This is a genomic window from Prevotella pallens ATCC 700821, assembly GCF_000220255.1.
Classification (GTDB): Bacteria; Bacteroidota; Bacteroidia; order Bacteroidales; family Bacteroidaceae; genus Prevotella; species Prevotella pallens.
Genome location: NZ_GL982514.1, coordinates 99,808 through 114,350, shown reverse-complemented (window position 1 = coordinate 114,350; position 14,543 = coordinate 99,808). Strand labels below are relative to the sequence as shown.

9 protein-coding genes are annotated in these 14,543 nt (G+C 40.5%); 6 read left to right on the top strand and 3 right to left on the bottom strand.

Going from position 1 to position 14,543, the window contains the following annotated elements; all coding sequences use genetic code 11:
* Positions 1-17: 17 nt before the first annotated feature.
* The 3 genes from HMPREF9144_RS09695 to HMPREF9144_RS09685 all read right to left on the bottom strand — a co-directional run bounded on the left by HMPREF9144_RS09695 (position 18) and on the right by HMPREF9144_RS09685 (position 5,067).
* Entirely contained in the window at positions 18-2,681 is a 2,664-nt protein-coding gene (locus tag HMPREF9144_RS09695) for a TonB-dependent receptor (protein WP_112316966.1), read from the bottom strand.
* 286 nt (positions 2,682-2,967) lie between these two features.
* Entirely contained in the window at positions 2,968-4,098 is a 1,131-nt protein-coding gene (locus HMPREF9144_RS09690) for a leucine-rich repeat domain-containing protein (protein ID WP_006045825.1), read from the bottom strand.
* A 432-nt stretch (positions 4,099-4,530) separates the two neighbouring features.
* The gene (locus HMPREF9144_RS09685; RefSeq protein ID WP_006045823.1) at positions 4,531-5,067 is read right to left on the bottom strand and encodes a cob(I)yrinic acid a,c-diamide adenosyltransferase; all 537 of its coding nucleotides are present in this window, start codon (positions 5,065-5,067) and stop codon (positions 4,531-4,533) included.
* 436 nt (positions 5,068-5,503) lie between these two features.
* On the opposite strand from HMPREF9144_RS09685, the gene htpG reads away from it, so the two are divergent.
* The 6 genes from htpG (at position 5,504) to HMPREF9144_RS09650 (ending at position 14,201) form a co-directional block, all read left to right on the top strand.
* Positions 5,504-7,561 (top strand): molecular chaperone HtpG, encoded by a 2,058-nt coding sequence (gene htpG, locus HMPREF9144_RS09680; RefSeq protein WP_006045822.1) that lies wholly within the window; start codon positions 5,504-5,506, stop codon positions 7,559-7,561.
* 180 nt (positions 7,562-7,741) lie between these two features.
* Complete coding sequence (locus HMPREF9144_RS09675; protein WP_006045821.1) at positions 7,742-7,933, top strand: DUF6722 family protein; 192 nt, start codon at positions 7,742-7,744, stop codon at positions 7,931-7,933.
* Positions 7,934-8,750: 817 nt separating this feature from the next.
* Positions 8,751-10,094 (top strand): YihY/virulence factor BrkB family protein, encoded by a 1,344-nt coding sequence (locus tag HMPREF9144_RS09670; protein WP_006045820.1) that lies wholly within the window; start codon positions 8,751-8,753, stop codon positions 10,092-10,094.
* Between the two features lie 1,578 nt (positions 10,095-11,672).
* A complete protein-coding gene (gene map / locus HMPREF9144_RS09660; RefSeq protein ID WP_006045817.1) occupies positions 11,673-12,533 on the top strand; it encodes a type I methionyl aminopeptidase in 861 nt (286 codons plus the stop codon).
* 72 nt (positions 12,534-12,605) lie between these two features.
* A complete protein-coding gene (gene tsaD / locus HMPREF9144_RS09655; RefSeq protein WP_040595847.1) occupies positions 12,606-13,640 on the top strand; it encodes a tRNA (adenosine(37)-N6)-threonylcarbamoyltransferase complex transferase subunit TsaD in 1,035 nt (344 codons plus the stop codon).
* 12 nt (positions 13,641-13,652) lie between these two features.
* Positions 13,653-14,201 carry a CinA family protein gene (locus tag HMPREF9144_RS09650; protein ID WP_006045815.1) on the top strand — a complete coding sequence of 183 codons (549 nt, stop codon included), beginning with the start codon at positions 13,653-13,655 and terminating at the stop codon, positions 14,199-14,201.
* The last annotated feature ends 342 nt before the right edge of the window (positions 14,202-14,543 follow it).

Below are 14,543 nucleotides of genomic sequence, written 5' to 3'. Positions count from 1 at the left end.
TGCGTTTCCGTATTTTTCTATAGTTTTACGTTCATTTCCAGTCCGAAATATGGTGTTACATATCGTCTTATAACAAAGTTGTTGCGTTTGTAATCGGGGTGTATGTCCCACAGTTTGTTTACAAATAGTGCCACCATAAGCTTGTTGTTGAAGAGTTTTTTGGTAGCCTTCAGGTTCAAATCCATACTAAATGGAACGGTTTGTCGGGTAAACATTCCATCGGTATAGGTTCTAACGAGATATTGTAAGTAGGTATCGTGTGTGTCGGTTTCGGTGTATGGGTGTATGTTTCCGTTGGTATCCATATATTTCAACGGCATATTTTCTTTCCGCATAGACTGTTCTGCGGTGAGCCAAACACATTGTGCCGATAGCGAGAAGCCCAATTTGAGTTTTGGAATGGTGGTATCGAAGGTGAAATTGGTATTTACCATTTCTCTTATAAAGCCATCGTCGTCTTTGTATATGCCCACTATTTCGAGTGGTTCGCCACCCACCATCTTAGCAGGTTTGTACATTATGGGTTGCGAATTGTGGTATTCGGTGCGAAACCAAGCCCCTGTTATGGTGAGCCTAGTATTGATAACAGGAAAGCGAACTGTGGATAGCACCCACTCTAAACCTTGTTTATAGGTTCTACTACCATTAGAAGCGTGGTCGTAAGCCCGCATTACGCGCTTTGTTTGGTAGGGCAATGTGCTAATATCGGGACGGTTTGTAAGTGCATCGGGGTCTATTCCAGAGGCATCAAACTCCTTATAAGCGTATGGAGCATATACTTCCATAGTGCGAAAACCCGATTTCATGTCTTCCACAAAATAGGTTAGTGTGAGCCTGTTTCCACCCCATTCCACATCTGTTTTGGCTTCCCACTTTAGGTTTCGTGCCGCTTTCAGTGCCGTGTTAGTAGGGTCTACCACGTAGGTTTGTAGGTACATACGCCTGTATTGTGGGTTTTCGTGATAGTAGTTCAGCTCTACTATGTCCATATAGGTGGGTTCTGGATAGAGCAAATCTATGGTTGGAAACATACTTTGCCAGCCTATTCCGCTCGAAAGGCTCACTGTTATGGGGCGTTGGCACAGGTTAAACGATGGAAAAGTCCACCCTGCATTCAGTCGTGGGTCTATATTCACCTTATTATATATGGCAAAACGTTTACTTATACCCAGCATTGTTTCGGCTCGCACGCCCATTTCTATGTCTAATTTGTGGTTTCCTATGCCTTTACTAAGGGTTTCTTCTATGTAAGCAGCCAATGTTTGCGAGGCTGGAATGTCGGCATATCGGCGCGGACGATACGATGCTCCGGTGTAAACGGGGTGCAAACGGTCGAACATTTGACCCTCTCCAAGGTTGCGATCCATCTGGTAATCGGTTCCCACAAGCATAGTGTTAGAGAGTCCTTTTATGGGTAGTGTAAAGTTGGCATTGGCTTTTAGATACACGCTAATGGGTTTTCCGTCTACCGTATGTGTGGCGGTATATTTGTAAGGAGATATTAACACGGCATCGCTTTCGCCGTTTGTCATGGTTGTTGCTGCGGGTGTGTCGCCGTCTAACTGTACAAGTTTGGTGCGTTCTAAGCGGTTTCGTTCGTACGAAAACGATGCCGACAGCTCGCCATTGGTAAAGAAAGTTTTATTGTTTTTGCTATTTATGGCAAACAAAAAACTGGTTGCATAGCGGTTGTAGGTAGACTTATACTTGTCTATTCCCCCATGGTTGAACTCTGGATCTACCTTATCGTTGTCGAACGAACCACCATAATCTACATTCAACGAGGCGTTATAGCGCATTGTTTCTGTGTTCCATTGTTTGTTAAGACGTGCCGAAAGGGTGATGCGTTGGTAGGTTTCGAGCAGGTTTCGTGGCTCTGCTTTGTTGTCAAGATAGTCGGCACTGAGGTTGAGCGATAGTTTTTTAGATTGCCACTCAAAGGCTTTTGCCAAATAAAACAGCTTCGAATCCATATCGGCTTTGAACCTTGCGGAGAGGAAATTGCCACCTTTTGTTCGCTTAACCTTTACTAAACCGCTGGTAAGATCGCCATATTGCACCGACGGAATGCCTCGCACAATGGTTACTTCTTGTATATCGTCGGTAGAAATAGTACGCATATCTACTCCTGCATTTGTGTAGTTTCGTTTGCCAGATGTGCGGTCTACTGCTCCCGAAAGGTATTGCATGTTTCCATTTACGCTAACTGGTGCACCGTCAATAATAAAGCGTGTGCCCAGAGAAGAGGTGTTATACTGGTTGCTTGCTATGGGCACTTCGCGCAGATTTATGGTGTTTGGCACATTAAGATGTGGGTCGTGTGCTCGTCCTCCCGGTAAAAGTTCCAGCAAATCGGTAAAGCTTGAGGGCTGCAAATGCTCCATTGCTTGCTTGCTAATGGTGGAAACGCTCGACAAGCCACGCCCTTCTTGTGCGGTAACAACCACTTCTTGCAAACTGTTTACGTCTAAATTTAGATGGTAAACTGCCCCTTGTTTGGGCACCACTTGTAGGGGTTTGTAGCCTATATAGGATATTTTTACCTGCTGATTGAAGCTTGTTGATAGTAGGAAACAACCGTTTTGGTCGGTTACGGCTACTATTTTTTTTGTGTTAAGTGCCATAACTGTTGCGCCTATAATGGGTTGCTGTGTGCCTGCTTCTAACACTTTGCAACGCATTTGGGCTTGTATCTGACTACAAAATAGGCTTACAAGGAGTGTAAATAAGAGTTTTTTCACCTTATATTAAATATTTTTTTGTTGCTATTTACAATGTTTGTGGGGTTTAATTGTAGGGAGCACGGTTTGTTGCCTGTACATTTTTTATATGCCAATGCATCACATTCGCAATTCTACAATAGCAGAATTGTGTTTCGCAAATGGTTGTTATGCATTTAAAAGTACCAAAGTTTCCATGCAAAAAGCGCACGGAAACTCTGGTTTTTTACTGTATACGAAAGTGTTGTTACCTGACTACTATTTTCTTACCTCCATGTATATAGATGCCCTTTTGTACGGGTTGAGCTATGCGTCTGCCGTTTAAGTCGTACCAAGCACCATTATCTTTGCTATTCATAGTGGCGTTGCTGATGCCAGTAGCATCGTCGCCGTCAAACTCTTTCCACGTAAATAGGTCCATAGAACCTGTTGCTTGCTTTGGTGTCCACCCACGTTCTTTCACCGCTGTGGCTTGTTTTACGGTTAAAGAATTGTGTTCTTTGTCGTAAAGTTTGTTGTAAACGCAGAACTCTCTCTCGTTTCCTTCGGTTTCTTTTACCAGAGATGCTATAAGTTTATCCATTGATTCGCCAGCCAACTTGTTGCCCCAGCACGACAAGAACTCTATTCTTGGATTGTGTGAAACGTCTAATTTGGTAAGACTATTCTGGCTACATTCTAACCTTTCGAGGTTCGGATTCTCAGAAACATCTAAGTTTTCAATGCCGTTTCCATTCACCCATAGCTCCTCAAGAAATAGAAGTTTTGTTACGTCAATGGTTCTTAGGTTTTGGTTTTCGCCTACATTAAGAGTTCTAATGTTAGGACTATTGCTCAAATTAAGTGCCGTAATTTGTGTTCCTTGCAACGATATTGCTGTAAGGTTTTGGGTGTTTTCTAAATTAACAGTGGTGAGTTCTTTGCAATAGCTTGCCCAAACCACGCTTAAGTTTGTTGCTTTAGAAAGATCGATACTGGTAATTGGATTTTCGTTTACCCGTAGTTCGCGCAGTTCGTTAGCCTTACTTAGGTCTATAGAAGTTACACCTTGTGCTGGCATAGATAGGTAGTCTGCATCGCCATGAATGGTTATTTCGGGTGCATTTACTGTGAAAAACACTTTCATTCCTGCCACGCTTATGTTGCTTGCACCGTCTATAGAGAAGTTATCGCCTATGTTAGGGTCTTTATCTTTTGTGTCTCCGTCTTCGTCTAAACCGTCGAAAATAAGCATTTCTATCGTCATTTTCTGTCCTATTGGTGTGTTTGTTTTAAATTTAATTACACCATTTCCCACCGCAGCCATAGCATTGGTGAACGAAAAAAGTAGTCCGCACACGAACAACAAAAAGTAGTTTTTTCTCATAATAATTATCATTTAGAATTTGTTTTATAATATTTTTATTTTGCAAATGCAAAGTTAGTAAGATATAAAAAGGTGGGCAATACCCAAAAATAGGTAAATATTATATAGCCAAATAGCACCAACGCAACGCCATTTTGGGGGTGTTCGGGGGCGTGGTACGATGTATTGCAATGCCATTTGTGGGTGTTCGTGGGTGCGGTATGATGTATTGCAAAACAAAAAACACTCTCTTAAAAAACAAAAACCATACTTTTGCAATGCAAAAACCTACTTTTTACACGCCAAAAACCATACTTTTGCAACGCAAAAAGGGGGTTTTTGAAACCCCCTCTATATAGTGCTGTGTTTCAGTATGATAGGCTGTGTTAGGCTAAAGGGCGTAAGCACACACCAAAAGCTATTTTTGGAATGTGTAAAACAAGTGGTAAGCTGCTTTTTAAACACCTATCTGTCTATGCCATTACGCGACAACACTCCTTTGGTGGTGTAGTAATGCTTCACCTCTTGCATATCTGTTACAAGGTCGGCATAGGCAATTAGTTGTTTCGGAGCATAACGACCAGTAAGCACAACTTCGGTTTTTGGGTCTCTGTTTTCTAATGCTTGTATAAGTTCGTCTATGCTAATAAGTTCCATGTGTAGTGCTATTGTTATTTCATCGAATATCACTACGTCCCATTCTCCCGAACTAAGAAGTTCTGCACACCGTGCTAATCCGTCTTGAGCGTGCTGTTTATCTATTGCCGAAGGGGCGCGCGTAAGTAGGCAACCATTACCAAATTGCTCTATAGAAAGGTTGTCTATGAACTTGGCAATACGTGTTTCGTTGTATTGTATCGACTTCATAAATTGTCCAATAAACACTTTTTTGCCTGCCATACATGCACGTATGGCTAGTCCAAAGGCTGCTGTGGTCTTCCCTTTTCCGTTGCCCGTGTACACTTGGACCTGTCCCCGAGCTGCTGTTCTCTTTACATTCATATAGCCAATAAATGGATATGCGGTGTGGAAATTTTGGTTTTCGCACCCTATTTTGTCCGACAGTTAATTATTGTTACACCATTTTTAGTCTCTCTAATCTATTATGTTTGTCTAAGTTTTTAGCTCTTCGAAGCATAGAGAATAACTGTATTTCAATGAGTCTGCCACGATATAGACATTTAAAACAATGCCCATTTTTTGTTGTTATTTAGTTTTGGCAAGACCATTTACCGCTACAAAAATAGGAAAATAAATAGAAAATATGGCATAATAAGGGTTATAATTAGAATAATGTTAGATATTTTCACATAATGAAAGTATAGATATTAAAAGCAAAACAAAACATTTTTGCGGTGCAAAGGCACATCTACGGCATTTTGGCACACCATTTGTATTGATACAAGCAGATAGAAATTAACAAATAAAAATATATAATATGCAAAAAGGAAAAATAGGTGTAACAACAGAGAATATATTCCCTGTTATTAAGAAATTCCTCTATTCAGACCACGATATCTTCCTTCGCGAGTTGGTATCTAACGCTGTAGACGCTACACAAAAGCTACGTACGCTTGCCGCAACAGGCGAGTTTAAAGGCGAAACCACCGATTTGAAGGTTCGTGTAAGCCTCGACGAGAAGGCAGGAACACTCACCGTGAGCGATAATGGTATAGGTATGACGGCAGAAGAGATAGACAAATACATTAACCAAATAGCTTTTTCGGGTGTTACAGACTTCTTAGACAAGTACAAAGATAAGGCTGAAGCCATTATAGGACACTTTGGTTTGGGCTTCTACTCTGCCTTTATGGTGTCTAAAAAGGTTGAAATAGTAACTAAAAGCTATCGCGACGGCGCACAAGCAGTACGTTGGAGCTGCGACGGAAGTCCTGAATTTTCGATAGAAGACACCGAAAAGGCAACCCATGGCACCGATGTTGTGCTCTATATAGACGACGATTGCAAGGAGTTTTTGCAGAAACAGAAAATAGAAAGCCTACTAAACAAGTACTGTAAGTTTATGGCTGTGCCTGTAGTTTTTGGCAAAAAGACAGAATGGAAAGACGGTAAAAGCGTGGAAACAGACGAGGATAACGTTATAAACAACGTGGAACCGCTATGGACAAAAGCACCCGCTGAACTGAAAGACGACGACTATAAGCAGTTCTATCGTACACTCTTCCCAATGAACGACGAGCCTTTGTTCTGGATTCACCTAAATGTTGACTATCCATTCCACCTTACTGGTATTCTGTATTTCCCACGTGTGAAGAACAATATAGAGCTTCAGCGTAACAAAATACAGCTATATTGCAACCAAGTATTCGTTACAGACCAGGTAGAAGGTATTGTTCCGGAGTTTCTTACCCTACTTCATGGTGTGATAGACTCACCAGATATTCCACTGAATGTAAGCCGAAGCTATTTGCAAAGCGATGCTAACGTAAAGAAAATATCTACTTACATTACCAAGAAAGTGGCAGATAGGCTCAACGGAATATTCAAAGAAAACCGCAAAGAGTACGAAGAAAAGTGGCAAGACCTTAAGCTTTTCGTGAACTATGGTATGCTTTCGCAACCCGATTTCTACGATCGTGCAAAAGATTTCTCGCTCTTTACCGATGTAGATGGCAAGAACTTCACCTTCGAAGAGTATAAAACGCTTATTAAAGACAACCAAACCGATAAGGACGGAACGCTTGTTTATCTCTACGCAACCAACAAAGAGGAACAGTATTCGTACATTGAAACAGCACGCGCAAAGGGATATTCGGTGCTGTTAGCCGATGGACAGCTAGACGTTCCTATGCTTTCTATGTTGGAACAAAAGCTCGAAAAGTCGCGTTTTGTACGGGTAGACTCTGACATTATAGACCATATTATTGCGAAAAACGATGAAACAAAGGGCGAAAAACTTGGCGAAAACGATGCCGATACACTAACACAGGCGTTCCAATCGCAGATGCCTAAGGTGGAAAAAGCAGAATTTATGGTGAACGTAGAACCACTTGGCGAAACCGCTCAGCCTATTGTGGCTACACAAAACGAGTATATGCGCCGTATGAAAGAGATGAGCCAATACCAACAAGGTATGGGTTTCTATGCACAAATGCCCGACACTTACACCATTGTACTGAACTCTGACCATGCCATTATTAAGCAAATTCTGAACGAAAGCAATGCTTCTACTGCCGAAAAACTGCAGCCTATACGTAGCGAAATTAAGGGCTTGCAGGCGCGCGAAGCTGCCTTACGACAGGAACAGGGTAAGAAAAAGCCAGAAGAAGTTACCCAAAACGAGAAGGACGAACTTAAGAATACAGAGGACGAACTTACAAAACAGCGTAACGAAAAGAACTCTGTGATAGCCGATTATGCCAAGAACAACAATGCCATACATCAGCTAATAGACCTTGCTCTCTTGCAAAACGGATTGCTAAAGGGTGCTGCGCTCGACAAGTTTATTAAGCGTTCGGTAGACTTAATTAAGTAAACCGACAACGATAACACATAGTTTTAAACCTCGTTATATGGAATTTTCCTTTATAACGAGGCTTTTTTTATATTGCAATAAAACACCAATAGCGATAGAAAGAAGGGCAAAATAAAAGATATTAGCTATTTTTTCTAAGAATAAGAACCGTAATACAAGAATTATTTATATATTTGCATTATGAAAAAAGAGTTAGGAAAATGGTTTATGGATATAGCAAAGTATATGGTAACAGCTTTGCTATTATCAACAGCTTTTGGTAGTATGGATCGCCTATGGGTGCTTGTTTGCGTTGTAATTGGCGTAATATTGACCTTAGGTTGGGGACTTATTTTAATACAACAAGACGAAAAACAAAAGAAAGGAGAATAGTATGGGAGCAATAGTAGCATCGATTTTAGTTTCGTTATTAGCAACAATTAGTGGTCTTTACTTTATATATCAAGACAAAAAGAACCGTAAACCCTAACGGAAAAGGATAGTAATTAGAAGTTAGGAGAATAGTATGGGAGCAATAGTAGCATCGATTTTTGTTTCGCTGGTAGCGACAATTGGAGGTCTTTACTTTATGTATCAAGACAAAAAAGACCGTAAGTCCTAACGGAAAAGGATAGTAATTAGAAGTTAGGAGAATAGTATGGGAGCAATAGTAGCATCGATTTTAGTTTCGTTATTAGCAACAATTAGTGGTCTTTACTTTATGTATCAAGACAGAAAGAACCGTAAGTCCTAACGGAAAAGGATAGTAATTAGAAGTTAGGAGAATAGTATGGGAACATTAGCAGTAGCAATTTTGCTCTTTGTGGGCGCAGTAATTGGACGTCTTTACTTTATGTATCAAGACAAAAAAGACCGTAAGTCCTAACGGAAAAGGATAGTAATTAGAAGTTAGGAGAATAGTATGGGCGCAGTAATAGTATCGATTTTTGTTTCGTTAATAGCAACAATTGGAGGTCTTTACTTTATGTATCAAGACAAAAAGAACCGCTGAATCTATGCCAATTCGCTGCTATCTTTAAGGCAAATGGCATACAACAACTTACTGAAACCCTATCGGCAAGTTGCAACATACATAGATATAAAAAGGTGAAATCGTTGTTAATTTCACCTTTTTTTATTAAGTTTGCACTGTGTTCTTTGCACTTTTGTAAAGAAGACACACCCTTTGAGAAACAAAAAAGGAACGAGAATGAAGATGGATATAACCAAAATAAAGAACTTTTTTACCACAGAAATGTGGCAAAAAACAGAGTATATGTCTAAACGTAAAGGTATTGCTATTAGACTGTTGCAGAAGTTTTACCTTACAATAAAGTTCTTTATAGAGCGCGAACACATAACTTTCGCTGCTCAGCTGTCGTTCTCTACCATTATGGCAATAGTGCCAATTGCAGCCATGATATTTGCTATTGCCAACGGTTTTGGCTTCGGTAAGTTCATAGAATCGCAGTTTAGAGATATGCTTTCGGCACAACCCGAAGTGGCAAACTGGTTGCTAACACTCACACAATCGTATCTTACGCATGCCAAAACAGGCATTTTTATTGGCATCGGACTACTTATTATGCTCTACAGTGTGTTCTCTTTGATAAACACAGTAGAGCGTGTTTTCGACAGTATATGGCAGGTTAAGGGTACACGACCCATCAGTAGGGTGCTCATAGACTACACCGCTATGATGTTTCTGGTGCCAATCAGCATCATCATAATGTCTGGACTGAGCATATATCTCTACAGTTTCGTAGAAAATTTAAACGGTTTTTTATTTCTCGGAACCATTGCACGCTTCTCGCTACGCTATCTTCTGCCGTGGACAATACTAACTTTTATGTTTGTAGTGCTATATGTTTTTATGCCAAATGCAAAGGTTCAGCTTAGCAAAACAATAGGACCCGCTGTGCTAGCCAGCCTTTTAATGCTCGCCTTACAAGGTTTCTACATTCACGGACAAGTGTTTCTAACAAGCTATAATGCCGTGTATGGATCGTTTGCAGCACTTCCTTTGTTTATGTTATGGATGCTTATGTCGTGGTATATATGCCTCTTTTGTGCCGAACTCTGCTATATAAACCAGAATTTAGACTACTACCAATGCACTATAGAACCAAAAAAGGTTTGCTATAACCACTTTCTTGCAATGAGCGCCACCGTGTTAAGCTACATTTGCCAACGCTTTGCCAACGACGAAGAACCATACACGGCTTTAGAACTGGAGGAAAAAACGGGCATTCCTATACGTGTTACAATGGCTATATTGGACAGATTGAAAACCATTGAACTGATTACCGAAAACCATTTGCCTACAACTAACCGAGTTACATACACTCCTACGCACGACACTAACAACATTAGCGTGGGCGAACTGGTGGACCGTATGGGAACAGAACCTACACAAAGCACCGAACTTAACCACCATTTGCCTGAATATGCATGGCAAAAAGATGCGTACAAAAAGGTGGAAACTATTCACAAAAACTATCTTAACGCTCTGAAAAACATAAATATTAAAGAACTTGTAAACACACAAACATAATACAACAACACGTCTGCAACGAATTATTCACCCACCAAATGGGGAGTGTTCGTTGCGCATTTCGTGGGTGTTCGTTGCGTATTTCGTGGGTGTTCGTTGCATTTTCGCAATCCGTTGGGACACATTTGGCAATCCGTTAGCAGCGTTACGGCAAACCGTTAGCAGCCGTAGGGGTCCGATTCATCGTGCCCACATATACGTATTCGCAACGCATTCGCAATCCGTTGGGACACATTTGGCAATCCGTTAGCAGCATTATCGCAAACCACAAGCAGCCGTAGGGGTCCGATTCATCGTGCCCGCATATACGTATTCGCAACAACATTGCACACCATTTGAAATGCCTTCACGGAACGTTCGCAACGTGTTCATTCTCCGTATGTTACATATTCACCATGCAAAAGTATGGTTTTTGCGCCACAAAAGTATGGTTTTTGGCGTGCAAAAACCCCCTTTTTACATTGCAAAAACCCCCTTTTTGAAATACCAAAATGGGGTTCTGAATTTAGAGCATATACGGCAATACTAAAACACAGAATGTTTTTTGCTGCCACACAAATGGGCGGTGGATATGTAAAAAAAATGATTCGATAATGGCTGAATGTATCTTTACAAATTAAAAAAGCGGACTTCGCAGCCCGCAGATATTATATAAATTAGGGTATTAGCTAGTAAGGTATATAAGATTGTTTCAGGATAACGAATGTAAATGTACACTATTTTCATTTAAAAACAAAATGTTTGTCGGCAAAAAACACCTCTTTAACTAATTTTAAAATAGTGTGCGATAACAATCAGTATAGTCTGCCCTTTTCAACAAATATACCATAAAATTAGAGTTACATAAGTTTTACATTTTAGCCACATATAAATGGCATTTAGAAAGCATAATAATGGAAACAGAAAACAAAAGTTATGGTAAAACAAAAACCAACAAAACAAAACGACACATTATATATATAGCAAAAATGTAAGCTATATACAACAAAAATATAAGCCATATTCAGCACGAGAATACAACCCAAGATGACGAAGAAAAAAGTGGATATGGTGAAGTTAAAAGCATAAAAAGGCAATGGAAAAGAACCAAAATGGCGAAGAAAAAAGTGGCTAATAACAGAAAAGTTATCCTGAATCAATCGTCTTCTACCTAATCTATAACTTTAACTGAAGAAAACTTTAATAAACTTAAATATAAACATTTGAAGAGCATCACTGCCCCTGAGAAAAATCGTATACAGTGTTTTTAAAACACAATTTATAACAACTTACTTATTAGAAGTAACGTTTTTTCTACTTTTAAGATGGTAGCAAAGATAGTAATAAATACTTAAAACCACAAATAATTCACTGTTTTTATTCATTTATTTGCATTTAATTGATTTAAATCAAGTATTATATTGCAAAACAATACATATTTTTCCATAAAACTATACACCGAGAAAGCAAAAAGCCTTCTATAATTTCAACAAAACAAGTAGTTGGCTATCAAGATGCAGAAGAGATAAAAATGAGTTAATTCCTTTGCCATTTACATTTATTATAGTACTTTTGCAATGAAGTTTAAAAACGGTAACAATGATGTTTAAGAAGAGAAGGTGGCACTGTCTACCCGGGCAAGAGCCAACCGAAATGGATAAAAAAATAATGGAATTCGAGAAGAAAGGAAAGCTTGTACCTACTCGAAACCTTATAAAAACTCCCGAACAAATAGAAGGAATACGCCGTGCTGGCGTTGTAAACACAGGTTGCTTAGACGCTGTGGCAGACGCTATTCACGCCGGAATGAATACACAAGAGATAGACGATATATGTATGGCGTTTTGCAAAGAACACAATGCCACACCTGCATGCCTTAACTACGAAGGCTATCCAAAGAGTGTTTGCACCAGCATAAACGAGGTGGTATGCCACGGAATACCCAAAAAAGAAGACGTTTTACAGGAAGGCGACATTATAAATGTGGATATGACGTGCATTGTTGATGGCTATTTTGCAGATGCAAGTCGTATGTTTATTATTGGAAAAACTACTCCAGAGAAAGAACAATTGGTGCGTGTTGCAAAAGAATGCTTAGACATTGGAGCTGCAGCAGCTAAGCCTTACTCGTTCGTTGGAGACATTGGACACGCCATAGAAAAGCACGCCGAGAAGTACGGATATGGGGTTGTGCGCGACCTTTGTGGGCATGGCGTGGGCTTAAAGTTCCACGAAGAGCCCGAAGTTCTACACTATGGACACAAAGGAACAGGTATGCTGCTGGTGCCAGGAATGGTTTTCACCATTGAACCAATGATAAATCAAGGCACATGGAAAGTGTTTATAGATGCCGACGACCCATACGGCTGGGAAGTAATAACGGGCGATGAACTACCATCGGCACAGTGGGAACACACCTTTGTTATGACCGATAACGGGGTAGAAATACTTACACACTAAGCCAAAAACACAAAACAGCAACATAAAAAGGCTACACAGACGGTGCGCAAACAGCACAAGAAGAAAACAATAATGAAGAAAAACGAGGATATTTATATACTTGGCATAGAGAGTAGCTGCGACGATACCAGTGCAGCAGTACTGAGAAATGGTGTGATTCTTAGTAATGTTACAGCCTCACAAGACGTGCATAAGGCGTACGGAGGCGTTGTTCCAGAGCTGGCTTCACGGGCACACCAACAAAATATAGTGCCTGTTGTAGACCAAGCTCTTAAGCGTGCCGGCATAACAAAGGAACAATTGTCTGCCATTGCCTTTACACGCGGACCGGGCTTAATGGGAAGTTTGCTCGTGGGTGTTAGCTTTGCCAAAGGCTTTGCAAGGGCTTTGGGCATACCACTAATAGACGTAAACCACTTGCAAGGACACGTTTTGGCTCACTTTATTAAGGAAAACGACGACGATAATAGCCAACCTCCATTCCCATTTATATGCCTTTTGGTATCGGGAGGCAACTCGCAAATAGTTAAAGTTAATGCTTATAACGATATGGAAGTACTGGGACAGACCATAGACGATGCCGCTGGCGAAGCCATAGACAAGTGTTCTAAGGTGATGGGATTAGGATATCCCGGCGGACCAATCATAGATAAGCTCGCCAGAAACGGCAATCCTAAAGCATATAAGTTTGCCGAACCAAACGTTCCAGGCTACAATTACTCGTTCTCGGGCCTAAAAACGTCGTTCCTTTACAACCTTCGCGAGTGGATAAAAGACGATCCTGACTTCATAGAACACCACAAAAACGACCTCGCAGCCAGTTTAGAGTTTACCATTGTAGACATTTTAATGAAGAAATTGCGTAAAGCTGTTAAAGACACAGGCATTAAACACGTTGCCGTAGCAGGCGGAGTGTCTGCCAATAATGGGTTGCGCAACGCCTTTCACGACCACGCTGCACGCTTCGGATGGACTATATACATACCCAAATTTAGCTATACCACCGACAATGCGGCTATGATTGCCAGTGTGGGAACATTTAAATTTAAAGACGGAAAGTTTGCTTCTATAGACCTTCCTGCCTTTAGTAAAGTTACATTTGAATAGATATTAACGACTATGGAATTTGAAAGTAAGATATTATCGCGCCAAATTGGCGACCTTATTTATGCCTCTGGCTATTCGCTTGGTACGGCAGAAAGCTGCACAGGCGGACGCATTAGCGAAACCATTATTGCTATTCCAGGTGCCTCTAACTATTTTAAAGGGGGCATTGTGGCATATACCGACGAGGTGAAAATGCACCTATTGGGTGTTTCTGCCGACACTTTGCAAGAACATACTGCCGTTAGCGAAGAGGTAGCAAAGCAGATGGTGAGTGGCGCTATTGATGCTTTACAGGTAGATTTTGCCATCGCCGTAACTGGAGTTGCAGGACCTGGAGGTGGTTCTGCCGATATTCCTGTGGGCACAATATGGATTGGATATGGATCGAAAGACGACATTCGGACTTTCAAAATTACCGAAAACTTCGGACGAGACATTAATCTTGCCATCGCAACCAATAGGGCAATACGCCTAATGCTCGACTTCTTAAAAGAGAAACTCGACGATAAAAAAACAGAAGAAGATAACAACGAACACGCTGTTCCTGATATGAAGGCGTAAAAAAACATTGCCGTTGCAACCATCGTAATATGCCATAAAAAAGCATTACAGATAGTTGCACACACCAAACAACAACAGATTGCTATGCTGTACACACAGTTCAAGCAATCTGTTTTTTAGTTTCTACCCACATATACCCTATTCACCGCAATCTAAAACAATATTTGGCAAAATTACAAAAACACACGTGTGCGAACACACTATATAATTGACGCACGTCAAGAAACCAGTTTTTATTTAAAAAAATACGCCAAAACATTTTTCAGTATCGCCAAACCTGCGTACCTTTGCATCGTCATTAAGACAAAAAGGTTATTAGATTGTTTAGGTTAATAGTAATAG

What these genes read in the sequence shown, in the direction of transcription:
- HMPREF9144_RS09695 (WP_112316966.1), bottom strand. Translation starts at nt 2,681, where the DNA reads ATGCGTTGCAAAGTGTTAGAAGCAGGCACACAGCAACCCATTATAGGC.
- HMPREF9144_RS09690 (WP_006045825.1), bottom strand. Translation starts at nt 4,098, where the DNA reads ATGATAATTATTATGAGAAAAAACTACTTTTTGTTGTTCGTGTGCGGA.
- HMPREF9144_RS09685 (WP_006045823.1), bottom strand. Translation starts at nt 5,067, where the DNA reads ATGAATGTAAAGAGAACAGCAGCTCGGGGACAGGTCCAAGTGTACACG.
- htpG (WP_006045822.1), top strand. Translation starts at nt 5,504, where the DNA reads ATGCAAAAAGGAAAAATAGGTGTAACAACAGAGAATATATTCCCTGTT.
- HMPREF9144_RS09675 (WP_006045821.1), top strand. Translation starts at nt 7,742, where the DNA reads ATGAAAAAAGAGTTAGGAAAATGGTTTATGGATATAGCAAAGTATATG.
- HMPREF9144_RS09670 (WP_006045820.1), top strand. Translation starts at nt 8,751, where the DNA reads ATGAAGATGGATATAACCAAAATAAAGAACTTTTTTACCACAGAAATG.
- map (WP_006045817.1), top strand. Translation starts at nt 11,673, where the DNA reads ATGATGTTTAAGAAGAGAAGGTGGCACTGTCTACCCGGGCAAGAGCCA.
- tsaD (WP_040595847.1), top strand. Translation starts at nt 12,606, where the DNA reads ATGAAGAAAAACGAGGATATTTATATACTTGGCATAGAGAGTAGCTGC.
- HMPREF9144_RS09650 (WP_006045815.1), top strand. Translation starts at nt 13,653, where the DNA reads ATGGAATTTGAAAGTAAGATATTATCGCGCCAAATTGGCGACCTTATT.